Origin of the sequence: Streptomyces sp. NBC_00443 (genome assembly GCF_036014175.1) — a bacterium.
Taxonomy (GTDB): Bacteria; Actinomycetota; Actinomycetes; order Streptomycetales; family Streptomycetaceae; genus Streptomyces.
In genome coordinates this window covers 6,390,106-6,415,751 of sequence record NZ_CP107917.1, presented here as the reverse complement: position 1 = coordinate 6,415,751, position 25,646 = coordinate 6,390,106, and the positions used below count along the sequence as shown (strand labels likewise).

Sequence of the window (25,646 nt, the reverse complement as noted above, 5' to 3'; positions counted from 1 at the left end):
CGGCTCGCACCGGCCCCGGCCCGGCAAACGGACGCAGGCTCGTCGGTGGGGCCCTGACCCGTTCGGAAGTGATTCTCGATGGAAGACAAGCACTGGACCGTCCGGATCCACATCACCGAGGACGGCGACGACACCCGCGCCGAAGCCGTATTGACCGCCCGGGACAAGCCCGAGGACATGCAGGCCGTCACCGGCCGGGGCATGGCCCACCGCAACCCGGTCGACCGGTCGGTCCCCGAGATCGGCGACGAGCTCGCCGCCAGCCGCGCTCTGCAGGACCTGGCGGTCAGGCTGCACGACATCGCCTCCGACGACATCGTCCGGCTGGCAGGCCCGGTCGATCAGGACGGCAGCCTGGCGTGGGAGAGGCCCTAGCCGGCCAGCCAGCTGTACCGCCGCTCCGGCCGCCCCGCGTGCCCGTACCGCAGGGACACCTCCGCCCGCCCCGTGACGCTGAAGTGCTCCAGGTACCGTCGGGCGCTGACCCGTGAGACCCCGAGGCGGGCCGCGCACTCGGCGGCGGAGAGGCTGCCGTCGGCCGTGCGCAGCTCGCGTTCGATCAGCTCGGCGGTCTCCACGCTCATGCCCTTCGGCAGGGTGGCCCCCGCGGCGGCCGGCGCCGCGCCCCGCGCCAGCGCCCGGTCCACGTCGGACTGGCCGCTGACCACGGCCGCGTACAGGTTGCTGCGCCGGGCTGCGTACTGCTCGAGCCGCGCCCTCAGGTCCTCCGCGTCGAACGGCTTCAGCAGGTAGTCGACGACGCCCTGGCGCACGGCGTCCCGGACCGCCTCGGACTCACGCGCCGCGCTGATCACCATCACGTCGCAGTCGTGCCCGGCGCTCCGCAGCCGCGGGATGATCTCCAGCCCGAACATGTCGGGGAGATAGAGGTCGAGCAGGACGAGGTCGGGCTGCAGCTCGGCGACCGCGGTGAGCGCCTGCTCCCCGCAGTTCGCCGTGCCGATCACCCGGAACCCGTCGACGTCGTTGACGAATCCGCGGTGGATCCGCGCCACCATGAAGTCGTCCTCCACGATCAGCACGTCCAGTACGTGCCGTGCGTCCCGTGCGTCCCGTGCGTCCCGTGCGTCGATCATCGGACTGCCTCCGTCCCTCGTTCGGCCGGGCGGCCGACGGACATCCGGGCGGTGAACATGGCACCCGCCAAAGTGTTGGTCACCGACACCTCGCCGCCCCGGCGTTTGCACACCAGCCGGGTGAGCGCCAGGCCGATCCCCCGGTCGCCGCCCTGCGCGGCCTTGGTGGTGAACCCGTGCGAGAACACCTCCTGCGCGAGCTCCGGAGCCACGCCCGGCCCCGAGTCCCGTACGACGATCTCCACACTGGAGGCGTCCTGGCGCAGTTCCACCTCCACCCAGGCCTCGTGGTCGTCGTCCCCCGCTCGGGAACCGCTCGCGGCGGCGTCGACCGCGTTGTCGACGAGGTTGCCGAGTACGGTCGCCACGTCCGCGGAGTCCGTCGGCTCCAGCCGGTCCAGTGCCGTGCGCTCGGAGATCCTCAACCGCACCTTGCGCTCCGCGGCCAGCGCCGACTTGGCCATGAGCAGCGCGGCGACGGCCCGGTCGCGGACCCGGCTGGTGAGGTGCAGGTCGAGCGACTCGCGGTGTTTGCGCAGGGCGCGGACGTACCGTACGACTTCGTCGTGCTCGCCGATCTGGATGAGCCCGGAGATGGTGTGGAGCTGGTTGGAGAACTCGTGGGCCTGGGCGCGCAGCAGCTCGGTGGTGCTGCGGAAGGAGCCCAACTCCCGCTCCAGCTGGGCCAGTTCGGTGCGATCGCGCAGGGTCGTCACCGAGCCCAGGCCGCGGCCGTCCTTGGTGACGTCCATCCGGTTCATCACCAGGACGCGGCCCCGGCGTACGACGACCTCGTCGCGCCGTGCGGGATCGGTGGGCTCCCCCTCGGGCGCGGTCCCGGCCAGGACGTCGTACAGCCGCCCCTCGATCCCGAGGTCGGCCAGGCTCATCCCGACGCAGGCCTCGGGCAGATCCAGGAGTCTGCGGCCGACCGAGTTGACCAGCGTGAGCCGCTGCTGCGGGTCGAGCGCCACCACGCCCTCGGCGATCCCGAACAGCATCGCCTCCCGGTGTTCGGCGAGCCCGGCGATCTCGCGCGGTTCCATGCCGAAGGTCTGCCGCTTGATCCGCCGGGCCAGCAGCCAGGAGCCGGCCACCCCGAGGACGCTGGCGACGCCGAGGTAGACGAGCAGATACGACGAGGCGCCCACGAGCCGCTGCCAGACCGACGGCGAGGCCCGCCCGATCATCACCGTGCCGAGGTGGTCCCCGGCGTTGTCCAACTCCGCGCCCAGCACCGGCGCCTGCGCCACCAGCTGGATGACGCCGTTCACCGGCAGCTCGCCGGACCAGCCACGGCCCCCGGCGACCTGTGGGCCGTCGGACGGCATCCGTGTGCCGACCAGCGTGGGGTTGGTCGAGGCCACGATCTCGCCGTCGGCGTTCGCGACCGTGGCGGACGTGACGCCGGACCTGGTCAGCGTGGACTGCAGGAGGGGGGCGAGCATCTCGGCCGGGGCGGGCCGCACGAGCTGGGTGCGGACGAGCGGGTTGCCCGCCATCTCCTCGGCGAGCGCGGTCACCCGGCGTCCCTCGACCCGGTCGAACGTCGCCTTCGACTGCGCCAGCGACACCGCGGCCACGGCGGCCAGCACGATCACGACAATGGCGAGCTGCCATACGAGCAGCTCGCCGGCGAGCGTCTGACGCCGCTGTTTTCGCGACGGTGACCGTGACGTCATGACCACTATGAACTCAACCTTCAATGGTCACATAACCGAGACGGGGTGTCTCAGGAACCGCACAATCATGGCGCCGGAACGGGCCGAGCGAAAGAGATGAGCCATGAGAACTCGACGAGCCGCACTTGTCGGAGCACTGGCCGCCGTGTCGATGGTCGCGGTCAGCGCCTGTGGCGCCACCGCCGACCAGGAGGAGTCCGGGGGCGGAAGCGGGTCCGGGAAGCCCGTGACAGGCCTCCGGCTCATGGTCCCCAACACCCCGGGCAGCGGTTACGACCTCACCGCCCGCACCGTCTCCCAGGTCATGCAGGACACCAAGGTCGCCTCCGGCATCCAGGTGTTCAACCTGCCCGGCGCCAGCGGCACCGTGGGCCTGCAGCGCCTGGTGAACGAGAAGGGCAACGGAAAGATGGCCATGCAGATGGGCCTCGGTGTCGTCGGAGCCTCGTACACCTCCAAGTCGAAGGCGACGCTGACCGACACCACCCCGGTCGCCAGGCTGATCGAGGAGGCCGGCGCGATCGTCGTGCCGAAGGACTCCCCGTACAAGACGATGGACGACCTCGTCACCGCCTGGAAGAAGGACCCCAGGAAGCTCGCCGTGGGCGGCGGTTCGTCGCCGGGCGGCCCCGATCACCTCCTCCCGATGCAGCTGGCGAAGGCCGTCGGCATCAAGCCGAAGGACGTCAACTACGTCTCCTACGACGGCGGCGGCGAGCTGCTTCCGGCCATCCTCGGCAACAAGATCGCCTTCGGGGCCAGCGGTTTCGGTGAGTTCCTCGACCAGATCGAGGCCGGGCAGGTGCGGGTCCTCGCGGTGACCAGCGAGAAGCCGATCGACGCGCTCAAGGACGCCCCCACCCTCAAGGACTCCGGAATCGACCTGGTCTTCACCAACTGGCGTGGCATCGTGGCCCCTCCGGGCATCACCGACGAACAGAAGCAGACCTGGGTCGACTCGATGACCAAGATGCACGACTCCGTGGAGTGGAAGGCGCAGCTGGAGAAGAACGGCTGGGTGGACGCCTTCGCCACCGGCGACGAGTTCGGTGCCTTCCTCACCGAGCAGGACAAGGCGGTCGCCGACCTGCTGGCAGAGCTCGGGCTGGCATGAGTTCCGAGGTGAAGGACGAACGGACCGCGGAGGACTCCCCTCCGCCCCGGGAGGGCGGGGACCGCGCACAGTACGGCGTGTGCGTGTTCCTCGCCCTGCTGGGCACCGCGGTGATCGTGGACGCCCTCGGCATCCCGCACATCACCAGCGGCACCGACCCGGTCGGCCCGCGCGCGGTCCCGCTGATCCTGGGCGCGCTGCTCGTGCTGCTGGCCGTGCTGTACGCCGTCGACGTGGCCCGGGGCGGCCACGGTGAGCCGGAGGCCGGCGAGGACGTCGACCTGTCGGGCGGCAGCGACTGGCGCACCGTACTCCTGCTGGTCGCGGTGTTCGTGGCGAACGCGCTGCTCATCGAGCGGCTCGGCTGGGTGATCAGCGGCGGTCTGCTCTTCTGGGGTACGGCGTTCGCCCTCGGCAACCGGCACTACATCCGCAACCTGCTGATAGCGGTGACGCTCTCCCTCACGACCTTCTACGCGTTCGCGATCGGCCTCGGCGTGAACCTCCCCGCCGGTGTCCTGCAAGGAATCCTGTGAGGCCGCGATGGACAACCTGAACAACCTCATGCAGGGCTTCGCGGACGTCATGGCCCCGCTGAACCTGCTGCTCGCCCTGGTCGGCGTGATCATCGGCACCGCGGTCGGCGTCCTGCCGGGCATCGGCCCGGCGATGACGGTGGCCCTGCTCCTGCCGGTCACCTACGGCATGGAGCCGGTGCAGGCGTTCATCATGTTCGCCGGCATCTTCTACGGCGGCATGTACGGCGGCTCGACGACGTCGATCCTCCTCAACACCCCCGGCGAGTCGTCGTCCGTGGTCACCGCCATCGAGGGCAACAGGATGGCGAAGGCGGGCCGCGCGGCACAGGCCCTCGCCACGGCGGCGATCGGCTCCTTCGTGGCGGGCACGATCGGCACCCTGCTGCTCGTCCTGATCACCCCGTTCGTGGTCGACTTCGCCGTCAGCCTCGGCGCCCCCGACTACTTCGCGCTGATGCTGCTGGCGTTCATAGCGGTGACCTCGGTGCTGGGCTCGTCCCGCATCCGGGGCTTCATCTCCCTGCTCCTGGGCCTGACGATCGGCCTGGTCGGCATCGACGCGGTATCCGGCCAGCAACGACTCACCCTCGGCGTACCGCAGTTGGCCGACGGCATCGACGTCGTCGTGGTCGCGGTCGGCATCTTCGCGGTCGGCGAGGCCCTGTGGGTGGCCGCACACCTGCGCCGCAAGCCGGCCGAGGTGATCCCGGTCGGCCGCCCCTGGATGGGCCGGGACGACTGGAAGCGCTCGTGGAAGCCGTGGCTGCGCGGCACGGCGTACGGCTTCCCGTTCGGCGCGCTGCCGGCCGGCGGCGCGGAGATCCCGACCTTCCTGTCGTACGCCACCGAGAAGCGGCTCACCAAGCACCCCGAGGAGTTCGGCAACGGCGCGATCGAGGGCGTGGCGGGCCCGGAGGCCGCGAACAACGCGTCGGCGGCGGGCACGCTGGTGCCGATGCTGGCGATCGGCCTCCCGACCAACGCCACGGCGGCCGTGATGCTGGCCGCCTTCCAGTCGTACGGCATCCAGCCCGGCCCCCTGCTCTTCGAGCGCGAGGCGAGCCTGGTCTGGGTCCTGATCGCGAGCCTGTTCGTCGGCAACCTGCTGCTTCTGCTCCTGAACCTCCCGCTGGCCCCGGCCTGGGCGAAGCTGCTGCAGATCCCGAGGCCGTACCTGTACGCGGGCATCCTCTTCTTCGCCTCGATGGGCGCGTACGCGGTCAACGCCCAGCCACTGGATCTGTTCATCCTCCTCACCCTCGGCCTCCTGGGCTTCGCGATGCGCCGCTTCGGACTGCCGGTCCTGCCGCTGATCGTCGGCGTGATCCTGGGCCCGCGCGCGGAGTTGCAGGGCCGCCGCTCCCTCCAGCTCTCCGGCGGCGAGTTGTCGGGGCTGCTGGGCGGCCCCGTGTCATACACGGTCTACGCGGCGATCGTGCTGGTCCTGGGGTGGCCGCTGATAGGCAGGTTCGTCGTAGGCCCCCGGCGCAGGCGGGTCAGCGCCACATGACGCATCCAGACATCCAGACATCCAGACACTCACACACCCAGACCCCCGAGACAGCTGGAGATCGAGATGACCATCCTGGTCGGCTACGTCCCCTCCCCCGAGGGTGAGGCGGCCTTGCGCGCGGGGATCGACGAGGCCCGGCGGCGCGGCGAGAAGCTGCTGGTGGTGAACACGACCCGGGGCGACGCGTACGTGGACCCGCGCTTCGCCCAGGACCCCGACCTCTCGCACGTGCGCGAGGACCTCGCGGCCCTGGGCGTCGACTTCGACATCCGCCAGGTCCTCGGCGCCCGCGACGCCGCCGCGGAGATCATCGACATGGCGACGACGACGGACGCGTCGCTGGTGGTGATCGGCCTCCGCCGCCGCAGCGCGGTCGGCAAGCTGATCATGGGCTCGGCGGCCCAGCAGATCCTGCTGGGGGTGGACTGCCCGGTCCTCGCCGTGAAGGCGGAGGGGTAGGGCCTGCCGCCGGCGCTGCGAACGTTCGGCTGGTGCTTCGCCGTGCCCATGCCCTGCACCGCCGAGGGCGTCCCGACCGGCCGCGCCGACTCGCGGCCGTCGTCCTGACGGCTCTGGCATTCCGCAGGCAAGGAGGACCGCACGTCGACTCCGTCCGCAGAGGCAAGGCCGCCTGCACGACCACGCCGGACCAGGAACCGAGGACACCACCCCGGGCTCGCCCGACCCACCCCGCACGCACGCCCGCCCGCCCGCAACACACCCGCCACCACCCCGCCCGCCTGCGATCCACACCCTCCCCCCGCACCGGCACACCACCACCCGCCCGCCGCAGGCGACGCAGACCCCCATCGACTCCGTCCCCAGCGCCAAGGCCGACACACACCACGCCGGACCAGGAACCCCAGACACCACCCCCGGACAGGCCCAGTCCCCCGCACGCCCGCCCGGCGGCAACTCGTCCGCGACCACCCCGCCAGCCTGCGATTCCGCATCTGCCGCCCGCACCGGAACACGACCACGCGCCCGCCGCAGGCGACCAGGAACCCCAGACACCACCCCCGAACACGCCCGGCGGCAACACGCCCGCCACCACGCCCGCCTGCCATTCCGCACCCTCCACCCCGCACCGCCACCGACCACGCACCCGCCGCAGGCCACGAAGACCGCCCATCGACTCCGTCGTCAGAGGCAAGGCGGGAGTGGACCACGCCGGACCAGGAACCCGGGACACCAATCCCGGACCCACTCAGCGCACCCCACACACCCCGCGCACCCCGACGGCGACACGCCCGCCACCACCCCCCTCGTGTGCGATCCCACACACCCTCCGCCCGAGCGGCACTGGGCACGCGACCAAGCGCGACGCGGCCAGCCGCCCCCGAGGGCGCCCCTTCGAGGGACGTCCATATACCCCCGTCGGCAGGACACGGCGCGTGATCCGAAACATACGTGGCCTGGGACATATACGTTTTCGCCCGATTGTGGCTAGCTGGATGTGTTTGCCTCGCGCACAGCGGCGCGTCATCCGACACGTCGCCGTCCTGTCGATCGTCCGCCCGGGAGACCCATGCGCCTGCGCGCCCCCTCCGAACCTCCGAACGCCTCACCACCCCGCATCGCCGCCATCCCGCCCCTTGCCCTGGCCGGCGGCGCCCTGGCCCTGGGTGTCGGTGGGCTGTATCTCGCCGGGCTGCTACTCGCGGGCGGGGACATAGAGGCCGGGACGACGGTGCGCGGTGTGGACATCGGGGGCCTGAGCCGTGCGGCGGCCATCGAGAAGCTGGAGCAGCGGCTCGGGCCCGCCGGCTCGCGGGACCTGCCCGTCACGGTCGGTGACCGCAAGGGCACGGTCGATCCACGGCAGGCCGGCGTCACCTTCGACTTCGGGGAGACCGTCGACCGGGCGGCGCGCACCCACGACGCCGATCCGTTCACCGTGATCGGCGGCCTCTTCCGCTCGGGCGGCACCGTCGACCCGGCCGTGAACGTCGACGAGGACAAGGCCCACGCCGCCCTCGGAAGGCTGGCGAAGTCCCTGGACCAGAAGGTCCGCGACGGCGCCGTCACCTTCACGGACGGCGAGGTCCACGAGATCGCGCCGCACAACGGCTACGCGCTGGACAAGGACGCCGCGGTCGACCCCCTGCGCACGGCTTTCCGTAACGGCAAGGCCGACGCCGTCACCACCCTGCCCACCCGCGAGACGAAGCCCAAGGTCACGGACCGGGAGATGCGGCGAGCGGTACGCGAGTTCGCGCGCCCGGCCATGTCGGCGCCGGTCACCCTCGTCGCGGCCGGCCATCGCTTCACGATCGAGCAGCCCGTCCTCGGCGAGTACCTGACGATGCGACCGGACGACGCCGGCCGGCTCACCCCGAGGCTGGACGCCAAGGGCCTGCGCGCCGACCCGGAGGTGGACCGCCCACTGTCCGTACTGCACAGCACGGCCCGCAACGCCGATCTACGCCTCGTCGGCAACAGGGTCGCGGTGGCCGAGGACGGCCGGGCCGGCCACGTGATCACCGACAGGGCGCTGAGCAAGGCCGTCATGCCGCTGCTCAGGCGGACGGGCGCCGAACGCAGCGGCGAGATCGCCACGCGCGTGAACGAGCCGCAGGTGACCCGGGACAACGTCGAACGACTCGGGCTGCGCGAGCGGATGTCGTCCTTCACCGTCAACTTCGAGCCGGCGCCGTACCGCACGCGGAACATCGGCCGCGCGGTGGAACTCATCAACGGCTCCGTGGTCATGCCGAACAAGACCTGGAGCTTCAACCGCACCGTCGGCGAACGCACCGAGGCCAACGGCTTCGTCGACGGCGTCATGATCCTCAACGACGAGTTCCACAAGGCCCCCGGCGGCGGCGTCTCCGCCGTGGCGACGACCATGTTCAACGCGATGTTCTTCGCGGGGGTCGACCCCGTGGAGTACGGCGCCCACTCGTTCTACATCGAGCGCTACCCGGAGGGCCGCGAGGCGACGGTGGCATGGGGCAGCCTCGACCTCAAGTTCAACAACGACTCCGGCAACGCCATCTACATCCAGGCCGAGTCCACCGACTCGTCCGTCACCATCACCTTCCTCGGCACCAGGAAGTACGACGAGATCGGCTCGATCACGGGACCGCGCACCAACGTGAAGGAGCCGGAGAAGAAGGTCAGCACCGACGAGCAGTGCGTGCCGCAGACCCCGTTGGAGGGCTTCGACGTCACCGTGCAGCGGGTGTTCGTCGCCGACGGCCGAGAGCTGAAACGAGAGCCGTTCCGCACCCACTACAAGCCGCGCGACGAGATCGTCTGCGAGCCGCAGTCGCCCTAGCGGATCGCCGCGGTCGCGCTGTGCAGCTGAAGCCCGTGCGGCCAAGGGGGATACTCCCTACGGTTCACCCGAAGGGCCTGCCTGGCGTGCCGTCCGCGGCACGCCGGAGCCGCCCGGTATGCCTGAACCTGGCCTGATGGCTGCAACGCGTGTCCATCGTGAGGGCGCGCGGGTGTTTCGATTCCCCGGAAGGCCCCCGTGATGACCCAGGGATTCTCCAGAGAGCCAGGCACCCACGGCTCCAGGGTGGGAGCGCCTGCCTCGGGACTCCGCAAGACCCGTCTGCGGGCCGAGGCCCGCTTCCGGCGCCCGGCACCGGACGGGACGGCGCGGCGGGGGTGAGTCCAAGGCCGAAGCCGACCGACCGCGCGTCGGCGCGGACGGGGCAGGGCCGGCTGGCGAGCGCGCTCTCCCAGGCGGGGGAGAGGATGACTTCCGGCATGTGGCCGGTTCTCCACCAGACCGCGGCCGCTGTGGCGGCCTGGGTCATCGCCGAACACCTCATCGACCATCACCAACCGATCTTCGCGCCGATCGCCGCACTGGTCGGGCTGAACGCCTCGCGCGGGGACCTGCGGCGAGGACAACAGCTCGGCGACCGGAAGATCGACGTCGCCTACACACAGCTCCACCGTGACGCCGACGGGCGCGCACGGGTCCGCCTCACGGATCCCGACGGGACGACCACCACCCTCTGGGCGGACGAGGCATACCCGTACTTGGAGATCTTCACCGGTGACACGCTTCCGGAAGCCGACCGTCGACGCACCGGCCTGGGCGTCGAACCGATGACCTGCGCCCCCTACGCGTTCAACTCCCGAACCGGCCTGACCGTTCTGCAGCCGGGCGAGACACACCAGGCACGATGGGGCATCGAACCCTTTCTCGAACCCTTCCCTCAGAGCGGCTGACCGGCGTTGATCGACTCCGCTGCCCACCCATCCAGCGCGGTCGGGGTGCGGGTCCCCGACGGCTCTCCGAAGCTGGAGGTCGGCGGTCGCCTCACACCGAGCGGAGAGAGACCTTGAGCGTTGCCACGGCGTAGGCTCCGCCGCCGTCCGGTGCTGGCCGGCGCCCTCGAGCGGTACTACACGCTCGTCAAGGACCGGCTCAGCCTGGACGCCACCCCGCCGCGCCCCACACGAACCCGCGGGCTGGTCATCGTGCCACTGGGGGGCGTCGACGCGGTCGCCGTGTCCGCCCTCGACGCGGCCTACGCGCTGGGTGACGAGGTCGTCGTGGTCGCCGTGTTCGACGCTCAGGCGAAAGCCGAGTCCATGCGTGCCGACTGGGCACGGTGGGACCCCGGCGCACGGCTCGACATCATCGACAGCCCTCAACACGCCCTGGTGCACCCGGTCATCGACTACGTCGAGCAGATCCCCCACGACGACAGACCGGTCACCGTCCTCATCCCGCAGGTAGAGCCGAGGCACAGCCGCTACCGGGTGCTCGAGAACCAGCGAGGCTTTCTGATGGCCGGCCTGCTGAGCTCCCACACCGATGCGATCGTGTGCCTCCTCAAGCTGGAGCTGGACCTGTGAGTCCGGACCCGCACGTACGGGGCTCCGCGGACCGGACGCCGGGCTTGAGGAGCTCCGTCACGAGATAGCCGCCGACGTGGTTCTCCAAGAGCTCGTCGTCCATGGGGCCTTCGCCACATCTTGTGGTGCGCGGCAGTCAGGTGATGACTGGGCCGTCGGGGTCCGGACCGACCCGACTCCGCTCTCCTCGGCATGGTCACGCTTGCCGACGCGCGCTGTGACCTGCGCCTTCTGCCCTGTCGACCACGAAATCGTGAACATCGCAGAGTCGCCGCGCCCCGCCCTCGACCCGCCCGCCTCGACCAGCAGAGACAATGGTCAGAACGATTCTTCATAACCACGGAGTGGTGGGGCGGGTGGGACTCGAACCCACGGCCGACGGATTATGAGTCCCCGGGTGTCGAGGTTCGCCCGGTGACGGATTCTGTCAGCCCCTGTCGACCCCGGTCGGATCGTGCTGGTCAGCGACCCATCCGGACCCTCGTCCGCCCGGCCCTGCTGTCACATCCTGACGCATCCTGTCAGCCCGTTACGGATCCTCCGAGCGAGCAAAGAGCGAGCAGAGACCCCCCGCCACCTGCGGTGACGAGGGGTCTGGTGACTGCTCGCTCCGACCCTACTCCTCGGCCGGGACGACGGCCTCCCGGCTCCTTCGGGCGCGCGGGACGAGGGCCGCAGCCTTCTCCGCAATGTCCCGGTCGACCTCCTCCAGCAGCTCGGTATACGTGTCCGCCGTGAGCTGGCTCGTCGCGTGCCGCAACGTCTTCTGTACCGCGAAGATGTCGCCGCCGCCCGCGTGGACGAGGGTCCCGGCGACGTGCCGACAGTCCCGCAGGTTCACCGGGGGCAGGCCCGCCCGGTCCCGGATCCGGCGGAACTCGTCACTCACCTTCTCCGGGTGCAGCCATGTCCCGTCGACGTCGGTGAACACCTTGCCTGTGTCGACCCAGTCCGCGACGTCCTCGCCCTTCGCCCGCTCCTCGGCCGCGTACCGGTTCCACGTGTCGCGTTCGGCGAGCTGCCGCGCGCGGTGCTCCCGCAGGACGGCGACACTCTCGTTGTCGAGGGCGATCGTCGACACGGACTCCTCGGTCTTCAGGTCGTCCTCGAACACCTGCCAGTCGTCGACGACCAGCTCCCGCGTGGGCGTGATGAGCCCGGCGTCGAGGTCGACGTGAACCCAGTCCTGACCAACGCCCTCGCCCCGGCGCAGGCCACGGAACATCAGCAGGTGAAAGAACGCATAGAGCCGCGACGCCTCCGCCTCGTCGAGGAACGCCCCGGCCTGCTCGGGCGTCCAGACCATGACCGGGCTCGGCTTCTCCCCGGTCTGCTCCCAGTAGGCGACGTGCGCGGCCGTCCAGAGCTTCGCCTTCGGCCGCTTCCCCGACTCCAGGTCGACCCACTCGGCCGGGTTGAACGTGATCAGCTGCTTCCGGATCGCCCCGTTGAGCGCGGCCCGCAGCGTCGCCCGGATCCGCTGCTTCGTCGCCGGACCGGTGATCTTCCGGTACGGAGGCATTGCGGCCAGCTTCTCGCGCTCCGCCGCCAGGCGCTCGGACTCCGCCCTCGACGGCCGGCCGTTCTTCCCCCACTTGCAGCCGGCCTCCTGCTCTCGGCGCTGCTGGTTCTCGGCGGCGATCACCTCGTTCGCCTCGTCGATCGCGTCGAAGAACTGCTGACAGTGCGCGATGTTCAGCCGGTCCAGGCGCCGGCCCCCGAGTCCCGGCTTCAGGTGAACGCGGATGTGTGACTCGTACCCCTTGGTCGTCAGCCGCTTCGTCTTCTTGGCGGCGACCCACGAGTCGAGCCACTCCCCGACGGTCATGGTGCCGACCAGCTCGACCCCGGCCGCGAGGCGACGTTTCACCTCGGTCGCGTCCGGGATCGGCGCCCGCTCGCTGCTCACCTGGCCCAGCAGGTCACCGATCTGCGTCGCCCACTGCTCCTCGTCGTCGCCCTCCTCGATCAGGTCGAGGATCGCGCGGACCTTGTCGAGGTCGCCCTGTGCGTCCTTGACCTGGGCGTAGCCGGTGCGCCGGAAGATCCTCCGGGTCCCGTCGGCCTTCGGCGGCGTCTCCTGCTGGATCTGGTAGGTGCCGTGGTTCTTCTTCGTGAGCTGCGGACAGTCCTTGCCCAGCCGCTTCCCGCCCTCCCCCCGGCACTCGCAGCGCTTCGTGATGCTCCCGGCACGCCGTACGGCCATGCCTCCCCCTTAGTCCCCGTCGACGTCCAGCCCGGCCGAGGGCGGCAGCACCAGGCCGCGCGCCCGGATCTCGGTACGGACCTCCCGCAGCTGCGCCGTCAGCTCCTCGGCGACCTCGCGGGCGGCCTGGGCCTCGGGGCCGTCCGGCTCCCCCGTCTCGGCCGTGTCCCAGATCCGGCGGTAGTGCCCGCGGATGCGTTGCTCGAGTTGCCGGTGTTGGAGTAGCAGGGCGAGGGCGCTGTCGTCGTCCCGGCCGGTGCCGTCGAACCAGTCGCGGGCGTCCAGCGGCGGCGCGCTCTCGCCGGGCAGGTACTCGACCGTGGCGGCGTAGCCGACGGGGAAGGCGAGCACGACCGGTGGGACGTCGAGCGCCGCCGCCAGGACCAGCACCTCGGCGAAGGTGACGTTCCCGCGCCGGCCGTTCTCCAGGTTCGCGATGACCGAGCGCGGCAGGGACGTGATGCCCAGCTCGGCGCACCGGTCGGCGAGGGCCTGCGCGCTCATACCCCGGGCCTGGCGATGACGGCGCACCTCGGCCGCGATCGTGCGGCTCGTGGCGGACGCCCAGTCCTGTTGCTCCACAGCAGCACAACGTAGGGCAGGTGTTGTGCTGTGACAACCCGTGTCGTATCGTGCGCTCCAGTGACACACAATCCGCACTCACCGGACGGGAGTTGTGCAGTGACGACACAAGCCGCGGGGCTCGACACCGCCACCCTCACCACGGCCGACCTGCTGTCGCTGCCGCCCACCGTCGACGTCGAAACAGGGGGGAGGGCGTTCGGTCTGGGGCGTACGACGGCCTACCGCCTCGCCCGCGAGGGGCAGTTCCCGTGCAAGGTGATCCGGGTCGGAGGGGCGTGGAAGGTGGTCACGGCGGATCTGCGGCGCGTCCTGGCGCTCTCGGAGGCCGAGGAGGCCCCTGCCTGCTGACGTACACCCCTGGACGCGACGAGGCCCGGCGAGGATCGTTCCTCACCGGGCCTCGGTGTGTTGGCGGGCACTTGGGGCACATGGGGGGTTGTGAAGGCGGAGTGTGCGCAGATTCACTGCGCCATCACTGCCCTCTCGGCCGTATAAGGAGGGCAGTGGGCCCGGCAACAAGACTGCCGGGCCCACGCCGTCTCGACGCCACCGCCTCAGCCTGCGGAGCATGGAGCGGCGACGCCGGCCGCCACCCACGGCGAACCGCAGGCAACGACGTTGTAAGGGGCTTCTGTCGAGTGAAGCCTGTCCGGGTCTATCTAACCTGGCCGCACGGTCTGTGACTAGATGAACGCGAAATCACACTCGAACGTGTGAGCGATTCATAGTGTCTGTCCCGTGAGGTGGCCAGAAAGCGCTCACCTGTAACCCCTCAAGTTCCCCACTATCTGCCCCACGCAACTCACTCACACGAGTGAATGATGGGGGTCAGCCGCATCCCTTGGTGAGCCCGGAGAGGAAGTGAGCGTTCTCCGCGAGGTCGTGGCCGAGAACCACGCTGTGGTGAGGCAGCTCCGCCAGGAGCCGGGCGACCTCCCGGCGGGCGCCGACCGCCCCGCCGCCGTCCATCCCCAGCAGACCGAACACGTCCGGGTAACGGTCTTCGGTCGCGCCGCTCATGAAGTCCCGGTCACTCAGGGACCGGTCGCGCTCCTCGACGGCCGGCACCGCCTCCCGGTCGATCCGGGGGAACACCAGGGCCGCGGCCTCGCCCTCGGTCGCCAGGGGCACCCCGAACCACTCCGGGAACTGGTCGGGGAACACCTGCGCCTTCAGCTCCTTCCCGCCGTCCCACATGGGCGTGGAGTCCCCGGTCCGGATCGCCTCGGTGACCCGGCCGTCCTGCGTCGGGTGCAGCGACTCCCCGGCCTCCAGGCGCTCGCGCACCTCGGCGAACCAGCCGAGGGCCTTCAGCAGCCCAAGCCCGAGCGCGGCGGCCGACGGCCACGGCAGGACGTCCACACCTCCCCGGTCGTTGGGGCGGACGAACACCCGGTCGTTCGCCAGGAGCCCGTACCCGCCGCCGGCCGCGAGGGCGAGGGCCGTCGTCGTCTTCCCCGCTCCCTTGCTGCCGAGGGTCAGGACGGTCCGTCCGTTCTCGTCGACGACGGCCGAGGCGTGGAGCACCGCCCACCCGTCGCGCAGGAGTTGACCGCGCATCATCTCGCGGGCGAGGCGGGCGGTCGCCGTGGCGACGTCCTCGGTCTGGCAGCCGAACACGTCCAGCCGCCCGGCGCCGGGCTCGGACCGGTAGGCGAGCGCCTGCTTCGGAGACGTGGCCCGTACGGTCCCGGCCGAGACGTCCCGGGCGAGGAGGAGCTGAGCGCGCGCGTACTCGGTGCTGGTGTGCGGGGCCTGCGTCACCGCGAACGACACGTCGTCGTACTGGCTCGTGTCGACCGCCGCGGTCACCACGGCGCCCGTGCACACGCTCTCCGACGGCACCTCGGCCGCCTTCCACCACGGTCCGAAGTACCGGGCCGACCAGTCGGTGACGGCCCGCTCGGAGGAGACGACGGTCACGGACGCGCCGGCGCTCTCCAGGCGTACGGCATGAGCAGTCATGATCCATTCCTTCCGGAGGGGAGGGGTTGCAACGGGACACCGCGCACGGCCTGATAGGCGGCGCGCAGCTTGGAACTCGCGGCCTCCAACTGCCGGGCCTCGGCAGCGTCCAGCGGAGGCAACGACGGTAGGGGCTCGCCCCCGGTGAAGCGCACTGGAATACCGAGCCAGCTCTCCCCGTGTGGGGCGGACAGCTCGGTCGTTCCGTCCTCGACACCGCAGGCCAGGCGCAGCGTGGACGTCACCGCACCAGCGGGACCGCACCGCGTGCGGCCGATCCCCGAGTTGATCCGTCCGGGCCTGGCCCTCAGCTCGTCCCGAACCTGCTGGAGGGGGACGGGCACGGGCAGGCCGTTGACGGTCGTCGACGAGGCGCACACGACGTGCGCCTCCCCGTGCTCGCCGATGACGTGCCCGGCGACCGCGCCGACGGGCACGTCCAGGAGCCGGGCGAGGGTGAGCCGGTAGCGGGCGGAGTCCAGGCCGGACCCGATGCCGAACACCCGGCGACAGCCGGACACCTCGGCGAACAGGCGCGTCAGCAGGTCGACGGGGTTGGTAACGACCAGCACCGTCCCCCCGTAGCCCGCCAACTGGCCGGCGAGGGAACGGATGACGGGCCCGTTGGCCTGCGCCCCGCCCATGCGGACGTCGCTGGTCCTCGTGTTCGTGAACCGGGCGCGGACGGCGACCACCACGGCGGCGCACGCGCGCAGCTCCTCGACCTCGGCCGCGGCCGGCCAGACCGGGGAGCCCACCGCCGCCCGCATGTCGTCGAGGTCGTCGACGAGGGCCGCGGCCTGCTCGACGGTGCGGGAGGCGACGAGGAGCCGGTCGCACAACCCGGAGGCCACCAGGGCGCCGCAGACGGCCTGTCCGACCGCGCCGGTACCGATGACGCCCACGGCGGGGGCCCGGGCCGTCACGCGGCCACCTCGGCGATCCTGTCGAGGATCCTGTCCCCGGTGCCACGGGCGGCCGGGTCGAGGAGGTCGGCGCTCACCGTGTCGACGAGGAGGCACAGCGGGAGCGCCCGCTCGACGAGGGCCAGGCCGAGCCGGGGCAGGGGCAGCGCGGCCGGGGCGGACAGGTAGGTCGTGGTGATGTTGAGGGTGTCCATCAGCCACAGCGTCAGCAGGTGCCGCAGCCACGGCCGCCGCTCCCGCGCGCCCAGGTGCCCGGCGCGGGACAGGGCCAGGAGCGCGAGGCCGTCAAGGATCTGACGGGTGACCACCGGGTCCGGCCGGTGCGCGACGAGGACCAGCACGGTCCGGCTCATCAGCTTCGCCAGGTCGACCATGGGACTCCCTCGCAGGAGCCCGGGGTCGAGGAGCACCGGCCGGCAGTCGGGACCGTCGGGCCACACGACGTGTTCGGGCTTCAGGTCCCCGTACGCGAGGGACGTGCCGACCGGGGCGGGCAGCGTCATCCGCAGCCCGTGAAGCCGGGCCACGCTCGCGCGGACCAGCTCGACGACCGCGGCCCGGGTCTCGGGGTCGCACCGTTCGGCGCCGAGGTCGTCGACGTACTCGGCCGCCGCACCGTTGAACTTCCGCAGGAACGTCCCCCCGATGCTGCGCTCCCCGATCGTCCCGGCCGGGTCCAGGCGGCGCGCGGCGCCCGGCCGGTGCAGGGGGCGCAGCTCGGCGAGGGTCTGCTCCATCAGCTCGCGTGTCCGCTCGGGCATGCCGAGGAGGAGGTCCGCGAGGGTGGGGCCGGGGACGGCCTCGGTGAAGATGACGCCGTCATGGATGCCGGCGACCGGGCAGACCTGCGGCCCAGCCGGGCCGGACAGGATCCGCAGTTGCGCGGCCTCGCGGACGAGGAGCCCGTCCGGCCGCTGCTCGTACTCCTGTTGTTCCTGGAGCACCGTGGGCCAGGAACCGCAGGCGCCGCGCAGCAGGGAGACGAGGGAGACGCCCAGGATGGACGTCTTGGCGTACAGGGTGCGCTCGCCGACCCGGGCGCGGTGCACGTACCCGGTGACGCTGGGGACGTGCGCGTCGAGGAGTACGGGCTCCCCGGGCCAGAGCGCGGCGGCGGCCTGGTGGATCCGGGCGGCTGCATGGACGAACACCTCGGCGACGGTGGGCCGAGCTAAGGGGGTGCGGCATAGACGCCGGTGGTCACGACGAACGCCTCCTCGGGGGTTCGTGAGAGAGGGCTCCGGCCGCCCGACGGGGTTGCGGGCGGCCGGAGGTTGAGCCCCGCCGGCGAGGAGTCGTCACGCGCCGGCGGGAGTCGGGAAAGGGGGCTGCCCCGCTAGTCGGTCTCGGGGAAGCCAGGGCGCCGGTACAGGACCAGCAGAGCGCGGGCCGACACGGCGAGGTCGTGAGTGCGCCCTATCGGGGTGAGCGGGGTGACGGCCGCGACCAGCTCCAGCGTCTCGGCCGCCCGCTTCAGGCAGTGCTCGGCCTGCTGCCGGCGCCTCGGCTCCATGTAGGGCAGGAGCGCCCGCACGGCGGGCACGAGGGCGCGGACGTGCTCGGTCAGCGGCTGACGCAGCTCCTCGGCGCGCGCGTCCGTCATGGCGTTGAGCCCGTCGAGGAAGTCGCGACGGATGACCCCGGCGTTGAGGCGGTGCTCCTCGGCGACCGTCATGACGTCCCCTCCTGCTGCGTCATGGGCCTCCGTCCTCGCCATCAGCCGGGGTCCGGTCATGAGATCGCCCCCGTGCTGACGACCTGGAAGCAGTCGGCGAGCTGGTGGCGGATCTCGTCGCCGTGGATCAGCTTCCGCGGCTGAGTGCTCGCCTCGATCCACGGCGCGGTGTCCCACCGCACGCCCCGGCTCGGCGGGAGGGCGATCCATCCCTCGGAGCCGGTGCGCACCTCGACCCGCTCGTCCACTGCGGCGTACCGGCCGGTCGACGGGAGGACGAGCAGGGCGTAGGTGTCCTGCCCCACGACCAGGCACGTGACCGGGCTCGCGCGGTCGAGGAGGACCATCGCGGCCATGCCGATCTGACGGGGGACGAGGACCGCGTCGAACCGCTCGGTGTAGGCGATGAGCCCGGCGCCCGGCGAGGACTCCAGAGCGCCGAGGAGAGACGACTCGTCCAGGCGAGCCGCGGCGGGGTCGGGATGCGCCCCGGGAATCGGACAGTCGGCTCGGTCGCAGGTGCAGCCCTGCTTGGGCCGGTACCGGTGGCCCAACGCGAGCGGCCACTCCAGGGCCAGGTAAGCCCTTGCTGCGGTGGCCGAGTCGCGGGTGTTGATCGGCTCCATTGCCGATACCCCCTGGTGTTCACTCGGGTACGAACTGTGACCCCACCAGGGTTGTCCGCAGACAAGCCGCGGACCCTACTTTTTTCGCAGGGGCGCTCCGGTAAGCAGGAGCGCCCCCTCGTGCGCCCCGCGCTACCCGACGAGTTCCATGTTCCGGATCAGCCCGGAGAGCGCCGACGCCTGTGACGGCACGTTGACCCGGGCCAGGTCCGACACCAGCGCCCTCGCCATCGGGTCGGCGTAGACGTAGTACGGCGCTTGCCCGGCGGCCTCACGCAGCTTCACCACGGCCGAGGCGCTGCGCCCCATACGGTGCAGGGCGCGCGCCTTGTCGATCGCGAAGTGAGTGCGACGCTCCTTGCTGGGGACGTCGTTGACGTCGGCGTTGGGCACCCGCTTCAGGCCCGTGTCCGGCTGGTCTACCTCGACCCCGGCCTCCGCCGCGTGCACGGCCACCGTGCCCCGCCCGAACACCGTCTGTGCCTCCAGGTCGTACCAGGCCGGGCCGAGCCGGTCGGCGTCCTCCAGCGCGGCGTCAACGCGCGCCCAGGCGTCGTCTGCGTGCCCGCCGCGGGCGTGCCCGATCGCCGCCCGCAGGTGCAGCGCCCCGCGCAGAGACACCGCCCGCTCGTCGGCGCCCCGGGCGGTCGCGTACGGCTCCAGGTCCCGCAGGGCAGCATCGGCGACAGCGATCGCCTCGCGCAGGGTGGCTTGGTGCAGCAGGGCGCCGCACCGGTCCCAGGCGACGGCGGCCTTCACCACGGGGTCGCCGAGCATCGTCGCCGCGCCGGCCGCGACCTCGGCCGAGGACCAGGCGAGATCCGGGTAGCCGAGCTGGTTGAGGCACATGCGCGCGGTGCGGGCGGCGTCCGCCAGGAGCCGGAGGGCTTCCTCGCGGGCGGGGCCGTCGACGACGAGGAGCGCGGTGTTCAGATCCTCGACAAGGGGCGGGAGGAGGGTGGCGACCTTCGGGAGGTTCGCCGCCTGGCGGGCGGAGTTCGCCGCGGCGGAGCGCCGGCGCAGGACCGCGAGGTCGACCGGCGCCCCGGAGGGGTCCATCCCTGGGTGTCCGGACAGGATGAGGTTCGAGCGGCGCAGGCCGGTACGCAGGGCCGGGATGTGGGCGTGCGCGAGGCTGCCCCCGTTGCGTTCCAGACGGTACGGCTGGCCCAGGAGCCAGACCACGTCAACGTCACACCGTTCGGCGATCGCGGTGATGACAGAAAATCGGTCCAGTGCTCTACGGCCGTTCTCGACGCCAGCGACCCAATCGGCCGTCCTGTCGAGGAAATCCGCTAGCTCAACCTGGGTCAATCCGGCAGCATTCCGGGCGATCCGGACGCGTGTGCCGATGTGCTCGTCACTGCTGAGGGGCATACTGGTCTCCTCGTTCTGACCTAGACACTCAGAACGCTACTCCGATCTGCGCCCCCTCGTCGCTCCCGAGCCGACGAGGGGCGCAGCTCTGGGCGACCCTCCCCGGTGTCAGTGCCAGCTCGTACGGTGACGTCATGCCCTCCCGCTCTCGGCCTCACGGCCCGCTGCAGCGCGCCCGCACACGGGTCAACGCAGCGATCCGCAGACTGATAGACGAGCCCCCAAGTCCCCAGCGCACAGACCGATATGAGCGCCTGCTCGCCCAGTGGCGCGAACTCCACGAGGACGACTACACCCCGGCCGCCTGAATGCCCAACGCCCGCCCGGGAGCTGGGTCTCCGGGCGGGCGTCGGTTGTCGAGTAGCAGCAGCACTATCTGACGTCAGGGACCGTAGCCGGGGGGTGCATTACTCGCTGGCGGAGGGGTCGCCCGTAGACGAGCGGGTACGGCAGGACGCTCGGCGGACGGTCCATCACCGCGGCGAAGGTGAGCGGCGCCTCGGGAACGGTCAGCCGGTCACGGATCTCTGCGCAGGCCCGGCATGACGGACGCTCACGTCCTCGCGTGCACACCCGGTGCCCGCCCCGCTCCTCGTGCTCCTCGATGGCATGCCGGCACCAGGGGCACCCGGGCTCGGTGGTCTCGTCGGTCACGACTCTCCTCGGACGTACGGCGGCCCCGCCATCGGGGGGGAGGAAGGCGGGGCCGCACCGTGGCTCCCAGCCGGGGGGGATGACTGGGGGCGCGCTCCCAGTGTGCGCACACCGTCGTGATCCGAATGCGCCGTTCCCAGATGTTCGCGGATCCCGTTCTCGATCCGGGCCCGCAGCGCCTCGGCGCGGGCGTCCGCGCGCGCGTTGAACGCCCGGGTCATCTCCTCCTCGGTCCCGGCCGGGATCACGAACGGTTGGCACGCCTCCTCCAGGTCGTTGACGACCGGGTCCTCCAGGTGCGCCCACCCGCACCGGTGCGGACAGGGGAACGCGAGCACGGGCGACGACCAGCGGCGGCCGTTCGGAAAGACGTGCTCGGGTGGCGGGATGACGCTCGGCGGCGGCGCGCTCTCGGCCCGCCGTCGGGCGGCTTGGATCTCGTCGAGGATCTTCCGGGTGTCCAGCGGCGGGAGCGCCGCGAGGAGATCGTCGAGGTCGGTGTCAGCAGTCACGGGTGTCCTCCGTCTCGTGCGCCGGACAGGATCCCACAGACGAGGCAGGACCCCCGCCCTCCCGGACACGGAGGAGGGCGAGGGTCCTGGTCATGGGGCCGGGCTGGCCGGCGGTTCCTCGGGCGGCGACGGAGGCGGGCCACACCCTTGCCGTGAGTCGCCGCACCCGGGCTCGGGGTCCGGGCACAACCGGGCGAGCCGTTGGTTCGCCAGGTCGACCGCGTCCCGCAGGCTCTCCCCCGAGTTGGGCCGCACCTCGTGCCGGAGGTGGTCGAGGCCGTCCTCCAGCGACGCGAGGCGCTGCATGACGCCCGGCCGCTCCGGGACCCCCGGCCTCTCCTCCTCCCCATACCAGTCGTCGAGGAACTGCCCCGTACGGCCGACCACCCGGGACACCGAGCGGATCGCCCGCCATGCGACCGTGACGACGGTCGCCAGCACGGAGACCGCGCCGCCCCACACGAGGGCGGCGTCGAGGCCCGCGATACCGGTGCTCACGTTCACCCGCTCACCTCCGCAGGTTGGGGCGCGGCGTGTGCCTCGCCTTCCACCCGGCGGCGAACGTGATCAGGCCGGGGACCAGGGACAGGACGAGGGGGCTGATGCTGTCGGGCAGCGGCTCCAGGACCCGGGCGTTGTCCTGCACCGCGGCGAGCACTCCGAGGAGCCCCGACGACGTCAGGTAAGCCGCGGCGGTCGCCCACTTCACCTTGCGCTCGATCGGCTCTGCCATGGCTCAGCCCTCCCACACCCACGCCGTCAGGACGGCGCTGGCGACCTCGATGTGTTCCTCCGACTGGTTCAGCAGCCGGACCCGCATGGACCGGCCGGGGCCGACCCGCTTCGTCAGGGGCACCACGGAGAACGTGCCGCCCGCCGTGCCGATCACCTCGTGAATCGGATGGTTCGCCTTCAGCTCCCCGGCCGCGTCGTATTCCGACATGCGGACCTGGACGACCTCGCCCACCGGCAGGTGCGCGAAGCGGAACGACACGGACCCGGTGAACCCGGCCGGCCCCTCCACGAACGTCGGGCTGTTCGGGTCGTGGTCCCCGGCCTCGTCGTTCCACTCGGTCGTGAACTCCACGTCGTCCCACGTACCGGGAGCGAGCTGGTAGCCGTGCGCGAGCCCCAGGTTCACGTAATCGGGCATGGTGGTGACCTCCTCGGTGGGCGGGGACCAGCTCGGCGCGTGCGCCAGGCGCTCATGGACGTCGGCGCGGAGCTGCCCCATGGTGAACTGGAAGCGACCGCGCCGGCCGTAGCCGTCGACGGGCCCCTTCGGGTCGGGCTTGCCCTCGACGCTGGTCTCCAGGTGCCCGGCGCAGGATCCGGCGCCCCAGCCGTGGAAGCGGCAGATCGCGGCGTTGAAGCGGACCCATGCGTCGTACTGGGCCCGGGTGTAGACGTCCGTCCCGTTGCCGAGATTCTCCGTCTCCAGGCCGTACAGGTGGTCATTGCCGTCGACCGTCCCGGACGCCTTGGACGGCCTCGGGATCGGCTTCTCGGCAACGATCGCGTCGAACGAGTTCTTCGCCGCCAGACCGGCATGGTTCGCGCGGCCGTCGGCGACCAGGACGACGACGCCGTCCTTACGCAGCAGCGCGTGAGCCAGGGGCGGCGGGACGGCCGCCCCCTGCCCGCGGTAGGCGATCAGGTCGAGGGAGTCACGCCCGGCGGTGTGGTGGTTGAGGACCCCGTTCACCGGGCCGAAGGTCTTGCCGGTGGCCTGGTCCCGGCCCCGGGTGGTCCACCCGTCGAGCTCGATGAAGCGGACGCCCTCGGCCTTCAGCGCCCGGCGCCAGTCGGCCGGCGCCATGGGAGCAGCCATCACACACGCTCCGGGTAGTGCCAGGTACCGCCGAGCTTCGTGGTCTCGTCGTGACAGGCGTCGTCGTAGAAGTCGCCGCGCGGGTTGAAGACGTGCAGCGCGACCCACTCCGCGCCCTCGACCCCCGGGATTACCTCGGGGTCGGGGTGCGGGTTGGTCTCGTCGTAGACGTCGGTGATGAGCGCAGCCCGGCACCGCGGCGGATGCGCCTGTGTGCCGTCCTCACGGATCGGCGTGCCGTGGCTGCGGTAATGAACGATCCGGCCGACCGTGGGCCGAGGTGGGGAAACCTCGCTGTGGGACATGGACGTCTCCCGTGGGAGGAGGTCTGCCCGGCCCAGAACCAGCGGCGTCGTGCTCGGAGTGTAGCTTTACGCCCCCTCGGCCGGACCGTCGTAGCCGGACAGGGACCGCGCGGTCGCCTCCCGGACACCGGCCGCTAGGAGGTCGTCGTACTGGTCGCGTCGGAGCTGCGCCTCGACGGCCTCCATCTCGGCGAGCCGCGCCTCATGCCGCTCGCGCATCTGCCCGCGCAGTTCCTCGTAACGCTCCTGCGTCACCAGCTTCGCGCCCTCGGGGAGGGCGGGCTCGGTGACGGCGGACGCGGTGATCTGGCTGAGCATGCCGTCCGGGAAGAGGACATACAGCGTCTTCGTGACGAGGTCGGGCAGCGGCAGACCGGGCAGGCCGGGGACGTCGAGCATGGGTGCGCTCCTCACAGACTGATGATCAGGGCCCGCAGGACGAAGTTGACGAGGTAGTAGTACGCGCCGCCCGAGCCCCGGCCGGCCGTCGCGTTCAGGGTGATCGGCGCCGTCGCGCCGGGGCCGAGCGTGAACGTCTCGGGCAGGAACTTCGTGGCCTGCGCGTGCGCGCCGACGATCGTGCCGGTCCCCGTGTTCCGCATGTAGAACATCTCGTCGGAGCCGTGCCCGGTGCCCGCCCCGGCCCCGGCCGGGAGGACGACGCGGACGTCTACCTCGCGCTCGGTGTAGACCTGCGCCGGGCGGCACGGATCTGGATTGGTGACGTTGACGGTGAACGAGTCGATCACGGTCGTCGCCGCCGCGGGGACCGGGACGTCCGGGTAGTCGCGCTCGTCGAAGTACGAGGTGAACGTCATCCGGGGTCGAGGGTCGGAGCGCAGGACGCCGCTGCTGTCGCAGTAGACGCCGCCCGCCTCGGTGTCGACAGAGCACGGATAGGGCCATGCCTGGGTGGCCGCGACGAGGGGCGCACTGCCGGTGCCGTCGCCGTCGAGACCGCACCCGGTGAGGACCGCGCCGCCAGCCGTCGCCACATACAGGCCGTCGGGCCCGACGACGAGGTTGTTGCCCGCCTGCCCGGAGACGTCGGCGGAGATCTCTCCGCTCGCCTGGTTGAAGTTGATCCCGGGCCCGGCCGACAGGCACGCGCGGACGTCCTCGCACGGGACCTCCGCACTCACCACGTAGGGGTTCGCCGCCGAGCCGGACCCGGACACGACGACGTTCGTCCCGGCCTCGACCACGCAGTTACACAGGCCGCCACCGCAGCCGCATCGCGCCACAGATCCCACCGTCCTCGCGGGGTTGTCTCGGCCCGGCCCACAACCAGCGGCGCGCACCGTCCACTGTATGCCGCCCCCTCGCGTCCGCCCGGCGGACGAGGGGCGGACGCGCCCCGGACGGACCGTCCGTCCAGGGGCGGACGAGGTCGGACGCCAGGGGGCGGACGGGGTCGCTGAGCTGCGCGGACGCCGTCCGTCCGCGGGCGGACGATCCGTCCGGGATCGGGGTCAGCCGTAGAGCCAGACGATCACGACGCCGCCCTGTCCGGGGGTGCCGTTCGTGCTGTCGCCGTCCCGCGCGAGGGCGCCGGCCGCGCCTCCGCCGTAGCCGCGGCCCGCACCGCCGCCACCGGTAGAGGCACGCTGCCACCCGCCGTGACCGAGCCGCGCGTCGCCACCCGGGCCGCTCTGCCCCTGCTCCCCGCTGATCCGGAACGGGCCGCCGCTCGCCCCTCCGCCCTCGGCGATATCACCGATCCCGGCGAGAGGGCCAGCCATACCCGAGTAGCAGACCGGCCCCGCCCCCGAGGACATGACCACCTGTCCGCCGAAGCCCCCGTTCGCGGTGCAGAACCCACCGAAGGAGCTGTTCCCGCCGTTGCCACCGTCGACGGTCGGGGTGCCCGCGCTGCCGGGCTCGCCGACGACGATCGTCTCCGTCGCGCCGAGCGCCGATGCCTCGATCAGCCGCTCCGCGTACCCGCCGCCCGTTCCCCCCGGTCCGGCGACCAGTTGGCCCGCATTCGCCCTCGCGCCGGCCGCGCCGCCCCCGGCTGCCTGGACCTGGACCCAAATACGGGCGAGCCAGGGATAGGCGGCCTTGTTGAACTCGTGGGTTCCCGACTCCTTGAAGTACAGGATGTCTCGCAGCCCCAGGGAACCGGGGACCATCGTCAGCCGACCGTCAGGTCCGACGTCGAAGTAGCTGTCATCGACACACACACTGGCCACGGGCGCACTCCAGGCAGGAG

At 71.6% G+C, this 25,646-nt stretch carries 28 protein-coding genes; 10 read left to right on the top strand and 18 right to left on the bottom strand.

Annotation, left to right across the window (positions count from 1 at the left end):
• Positions 1–78 precede the first annotated feature (78 nt).
• Entirely contained in the window at positions 79–375 is a 297-nt protein-coding gene (locus OHO27_RS29275) for a DUF1876 domain-containing protein (RefSeq protein WP_328427957.1), read from the top strand.
• On the opposite strand, the gene OHO27_RS29270 is transcribed toward OHO27_RS29275, so the two are convergent.
• Positions 372–1,097 (bottom strand): response regulator, encoded by a 726-nt coding sequence (locus tag OHO27_RS29270; protein ID WP_328427956.1) that lies wholly within the window; start codon positions 1,095–1,097, stop codon positions 372–374. The two genes, OHO27_RS29275 and OHO27_RS29270, sit on opposite strands and share 4 nt — an antisense overlap.
• Entirely contained in the window at positions 1,094–2,779 is a 1,686-nt protein-coding gene (locus OHO27_RS29265; protein WP_328427955.1) for a sensor histidine kinase, read from the bottom strand. Before OHO27_RS29265 ends, OHO27_RS29270 begins: the two co-directional genes overlap by 4 nt.
• Positions 2,780–2,930: 151 nt before the next feature.
• Between OHO27_RS29265 and OHO27_RS29260 the strand changes: the two genes are divergently transcribed.
• The 7 genes from OHO27_RS29260 to OHO27_RS29230 all read left to right on the top strand — a co-directional run bounded on the left by OHO27_RS29260 (position 2,931) and on the right by OHO27_RS29230 (position 10,769).
• The gene (locus OHO27_RS29260) at positions 2,931–3,893 is read left to right on the top strand and encodes a Bug family tripartite tricarboxylate transporter substrate binding protein (protein WP_443059722.1); all 963 of its coding nucleotides are present in this window, start codon (positions 2,931–2,933) and stop codon (positions 3,891–3,893) included.
• A complete protein-coding gene (locus tag OHO27_RS29255; RefSeq protein ID WP_328427953.1) occupies positions 3,890–4,429 on the top strand; it encodes a tripartite tricarboxylate transporter TctB family protein in 540 nt (179 codons plus the stop codon). The genes OHO27_RS29260 and OHO27_RS29255 overlap by 4 nt, the downstream gene beginning before the upstream one ends.
• A 7-nt stretch (positions 4,430–4,436) precedes the next feature.
• Positions 4,437–5,942: a tripartite tricarboxylate transporter permease gene (locus OHO27_RS29250; RefSeq protein ID WP_328430590.1), complete on the top strand. Its 1,506-nt coding sequence runs from the start codon at positions 4,437–4,439 to the stop codon at positions 5,940–5,942.
• 66 nt (positions 5,943–6,008) lie between these two features.
• A complete protein-coding gene (locus tag OHO27_RS29245; protein ID WP_328427952.1) occupies positions 6,009–6,404 on the top strand; it encodes a universal stress protein in 396 nt (131 codons plus the stop codon).
• A 1,069-nt stretch (positions 6,405–7,473) separates the two neighbouring features.
• A complete protein-coding gene (locus tag OHO27_RS29240) occupies positions 7,474–9,225 on the top strand; it encodes a VanW family protein (protein ID WP_328427951.1) in 1,752 nt (583 codons plus the stop codon).
• A 428-nt stretch (positions 9,226–9,653) separates the two neighbouring features.
• Entirely contained in the window at positions 9,654–10,136 is a 483-nt protein-coding gene (locus OHO27_RS29235; RefSeq protein ID WP_328427950.1) for an aldose epimerase family protein, read from the top strand.
• Positions 10,137–10,256: 120 nt separating this feature from the next.
• Positions 10,257–10,769 carry a hypothetical protein gene (locus OHO27_RS29230; RefSeq protein WP_328427949.1) on the top strand — a complete coding sequence of 171 codons (513 nt, stop codon included), beginning with the start codon at positions 10,257–10,259 and terminating at the stop codon, positions 10,767–10,769.
• A gap of 616 nt (positions 10,770–11,385) precedes the next feature.
• Here the strand turns inward: OHO27_RS29230 and OHO27_RS29225 are convergent.
• Both OHO27_RS29225 and OHO27_RS29220 read right to left on the bottom strand, forming a co-directional pair.
• The gene (locus OHO27_RS29225) at positions 11,386–12,975 is read right to left on the bottom strand and encodes a site-specific integrase (protein WP_328427948.1); all 1,590 of its coding nucleotides are present in this window, start codon (positions 12,973–12,975) and stop codon (positions 11,386–11,388) included.
• Between the two features lie 9 nt (positions 12,976–12,984).
• A complete protein-coding gene (locus OHO27_RS29220) occupies positions 12,985–13,557 on the bottom strand; it encodes a helix-turn-helix domain-containing protein (RefSeq protein ID WP_328427947.1) in 573 nt (190 codons plus the stop codon).
• Positions 13,558–13,656: 99 nt separating this feature from the next.
• Between OHO27_RS29220 and OHO27_RS29215 the strand changes: the two genes are divergently transcribed.
• Entirely contained in the window at positions 13,657–13,908 is a 252-nt protein-coding gene (locus OHO27_RS29215) for a DNA-binding protein (RefSeq protein WP_328427946.1), read from the top strand.
• Positions 13,909–14,388: 480 nt separating this feature from the next.
• Here the strand turns inward: OHO27_RS29215 and OHO27_RS29210 are convergent, their stop codons facing one another.
• From OHO27_RS29210 to OHO27_RS29185, 6 genes are all read right to left on the bottom strand, one after another.
• Complete coding sequence (locus OHO27_RS29210; protein ID WP_328427945.1) at positions 14,389–15,525, bottom strand: hypothetical protein; 1,137 nt, start codon at positions 15,523–15,525, stop codon at positions 14,389–14,391.
• Positions 15,522–16,451: a lactate/malate family dehydrogenase gene (locus OHO27_RS29205; protein WP_328427944.1), complete on the bottom strand. Its 930-nt coding sequence runs from the start codon at positions 16,449–16,451 to the stop codon at positions 15,522–15,524. The genes OHO27_RS29210 and OHO27_RS29205 overlap by 4 nt, the downstream gene beginning before the upstream one ends.
• The gene (locus tag OHO27_RS29200; protein ID WP_328427943.1) at positions 16,448–17,602 is read right to left on the bottom strand and encodes a hypothetical protein; all 1,155 of its coding nucleotides are present in this window, start codon (positions 17,600–17,602) and stop codon (positions 16,448–16,450) included. The genes OHO27_RS29205 and OHO27_RS29200 overlap by 4 nt, the downstream gene beginning before the upstream one ends.
• 185 nt (positions 17,603–17,787) lie before the next feature.
• Positions 17,788–18,126: a DUF6415 family natural product biosynthesis protein gene (locus OHO27_RS29195; protein WP_328427942.1), complete on the bottom strand. Its 339-nt coding sequence runs from the start codon at positions 18,124–18,126 to the stop codon at positions 17,788–17,790.
• Between the two features lie 56 nt (positions 18,127–18,182).
• Positions 18,183–18,752, bottom strand: a complete 570-nt coding sequence (locus OHO27_RS29190) for a hypothetical protein (RefSeq protein ID WP_328427941.1) — start codon at positions 18,750–18,752, stop codon at positions 18,183–18,185.
• A gap of 132 nt (positions 18,753–18,884) precedes the next feature.
• Entirely contained in the window at positions 18,885–20,129 is a 1,245-nt protein-coding gene (locus OHO27_RS29185; RefSeq protein WP_328427940.1) for a helix-turn-helix domain-containing protein, read from the bottom strand.
• Positions 20,130–20,263: 134 nt separating this feature from the next.
• Between OHO27_RS29185 and OHO27_RS29180 the strand changes: the two genes are divergently transcribed.
• A complete protein-coding gene (locus OHO27_RS29180) occupies positions 20,264–20,437 on the top strand; it encodes a hypothetical protein (protein ID WP_328427939.1) in 174 nt (57 codons plus the stop codon).
• 342 nt (positions 20,438–20,779) lie between these two features.
• Here OHO27_RS29180 and OHO27_RS29175 read toward each other — a convergent pair whose 3' ends face one another.
• The 8 genes from OHO27_RS29175 to OHO27_RS29140 form a co-directional block, all read right to left on the bottom strand.
• Positions 20,780–21,295 (bottom strand): hypothetical protein, encoded by a 516-nt coding sequence (locus OHO27_RS29175; protein ID WP_328427938.1) that lies wholly within the window; start codon positions 21,293–21,295, stop codon positions 20,780–20,782.
• Positions 21,296–21,385: 90 nt separating this feature from the next.
• A complete protein-coding gene (locus OHO27_RS29170) occupies positions 21,386–21,793 on the bottom strand; it encodes a hypothetical protein (RefSeq protein ID WP_328427937.1) in 408 nt (135 codons plus the stop codon).
• A gap of 10 nt (positions 21,794–21,803) precedes the next feature.
• Positions 21,804–22,028, bottom strand: a complete 225-nt coding sequence (locus OHO27_RS29165; protein WP_328427936.1) for a holin — start codon at positions 22,026–22,028, stop codon at positions 21,804–21,806.
• Between the two features lie 3 nt (positions 22,029–22,031).
• Positions 22,032–23,126, bottom strand: a complete 1,095-nt coding sequence (locus OHO27_RS29160) for an N-acetylmuramoyl-L-alanine amidase (RefSeq protein WP_328427935.1) — start codon at positions 23,124–23,126, stop codon at positions 22,032–22,034.
• Positions 23,126–23,431 (bottom strand): hypothetical protein, encoded by a 306-nt coding sequence (locus tag OHO27_RS29155; protein ID WP_328427934.1) that lies wholly within the window; start codon positions 23,429–23,431, stop codon positions 23,126–23,128. The genes OHO27_RS29160 and OHO27_RS29155 overlap by 1 nt, the downstream gene beginning before the upstream one ends.
• 66 nt (positions 23,432–23,497) lie before the next feature.
• Positions 23,498–23,830 (bottom strand): hypothetical protein, encoded by a 333-nt coding sequence (locus OHO27_RS29150; RefSeq protein ID WP_328427933.1) that lies wholly within the window; start codon positions 23,828–23,830, stop codon positions 23,498–23,500.
• A gap of 11 nt (positions 23,831–23,841) precedes the next feature.
• Positions 23,842–24,636 (bottom strand): hypothetical protein, encoded by a 795-nt coding sequence (locus tag OHO27_RS29145; RefSeq protein WP_328427932.1) that lies wholly within the window; start codon positions 24,634–24,636, stop codon positions 23,842–23,844.
• A gap of 267 nt (positions 24,637–24,903) precedes the next feature.
• On the bottom strand, positions 24,904–25,626 hold the full coding sequence (locus OHO27_RS29140) for a glycine-rich domain-containing protein (RefSeq protein ID WP_328427931.1): 723 nt from the start codon (positions 25,624–25,626) through the stop codon (positions 24,904–24,906).
• Positions 25,627–25,646 lie beyond the last annotated feature (20 nt).

What these genes read in the sequence shown, in the direction of transcription:
- OHO27_RS29275 (WP_328427957.1), top strand. Translation starts at nt 79, where the DNA reads ATGGAAGACAAGCACTGGACCGTCCGGATCCACATCACCGAGGACGGC.
- OHO27_RS29165 (WP_328427936.1), bottom strand. Translation starts at nt 22,028, where the DNA reads ATGGCAGAGCCGATCGAGCGCAAGGTGAAGTGGGCGACCGCCGCGGCT.
- OHO27_RS29150 (WP_328427933.1), bottom strand. Translation starts at nt 23,830, where the DNA reads ATGCTCGACGTCCCCGGCCTGCCCGGTCTGCCGCTGCCCGACCTCGTC.
- OHO27_RS29250 (WP_328430590.1), top strand. Translation starts at nt 4,437, where the DNA reads ATGGACAACCTGAACAACCTCATGCAGGGCTTCGCGGACGTCATGGCC.
- OHO27_RS29255 (WP_328427953.1), top strand. Translation starts at nt 3,890, where the DNA reads ATGAGTTCCGAGGTGAAGGACGAACGGACCGCGGAGGACTCCCCTCCG.
- OHO27_RS29155 (WP_328427934.1), bottom strand. Translation starts at nt 23,431, where the DNA reads ATGTCCCACAGCGAGGTTTCCCCACCTCGGCCCACGGTCGGCCGGATC.
- OHO27_RS29270 (WP_328427956.1), bottom strand. Translation starts at nt 1,097, where the DNA reads ATGATCGACGCACGGGACGCACGGGACGCACGGGACGCACGGCACGTA.
- OHO27_RS29225 (WP_328427948.1), bottom strand. Translation starts at nt 12,975, where the DNA reads ATGGCCGTACGGCGTGCCGGGAGCATCACGAAGCGCTGCGAGTGCCGG.
- OHO27_RS29235 (WP_328427950.1), top strand. Translation starts at nt 9,654, where the DNA reads ATGACTTCCGGCATGTGGCCGGTTCTCCACCAGACCGCGGCCGCTGTG.
- OHO27_RS29180 (WP_328427939.1), top strand. Translation starts at nt 20,264, where the DNA reads ATGCCCTCCCGCTCTCGGCCTCACGGCCCGCTGCAGCGCGCCCGCACA.
- OHO27_RS29190 (WP_328427941.1), bottom strand. Translation starts at nt 18,752, where the DNA reads ATGGAGCCGATCAACACCCGCGACTCGGCCACCGCAGCAAGGGCTTAC.
- OHO27_RS29160 (WP_328427935.1), bottom strand. Translation starts at nt 23,126, where the DNA reads ATGGCTGCTCCCATGGCGCCGGCCGACTGGCGCCGGGCGCTGAAGGCC.
- OHO27_RS29195 (WP_328427942.1), bottom strand. Translation starts at nt 18,126, where the DNA reads ATGACGGTCGCCGAGGAGCACCGCCTCAACGCCGGGGTCATCCGTCGC.
- OHO27_RS29265 (WP_328427955.1), bottom strand. Translation starts at nt 2,779, where the DNA reads ATGACGTCACGGTCACCGTCGCGAAAACAGCGGCGTCAGACGCTCGCC.
- OHO27_RS29240 (WP_328427951.1), top strand. Translation starts at nt 7,474, where the DNA reads ATGCGCCTGCGCGCCCCCTCCGAACCTCCGAACGCCTCACCACCCCGC.
- OHO27_RS29210 (WP_328427945.1), bottom strand. Translation starts at nt 15,525, where the DNA reads ATGACTGCTCATGCCGTACGCCTGGAGAGCGCCGGCGCGTCCGTGACC.
- OHO27_RS29185 (WP_328427940.1), bottom strand. Translation starts at nt 20,129, where the DNA reads ATGCCCCTCAGCAGTGACGAGCACATCGGCACACGCGTCCGGATCGCC.
- OHO27_RS29245 (WP_328427952.1), top strand. Translation starts at nt 6,009, where the DNA reads ATGACCATCCTGGTCGGCTACGTCCCCTCCCCCGAGGGTGAGGCGGCC.
- OHO27_RS29260 (WP_443059722.1), top strand. Translation starts at nt 2,931, where the DNA reads ATGGTCGCGGTCAGCGCCTGTGGCGCCACCGCCGACCAGGAGGAGTCC.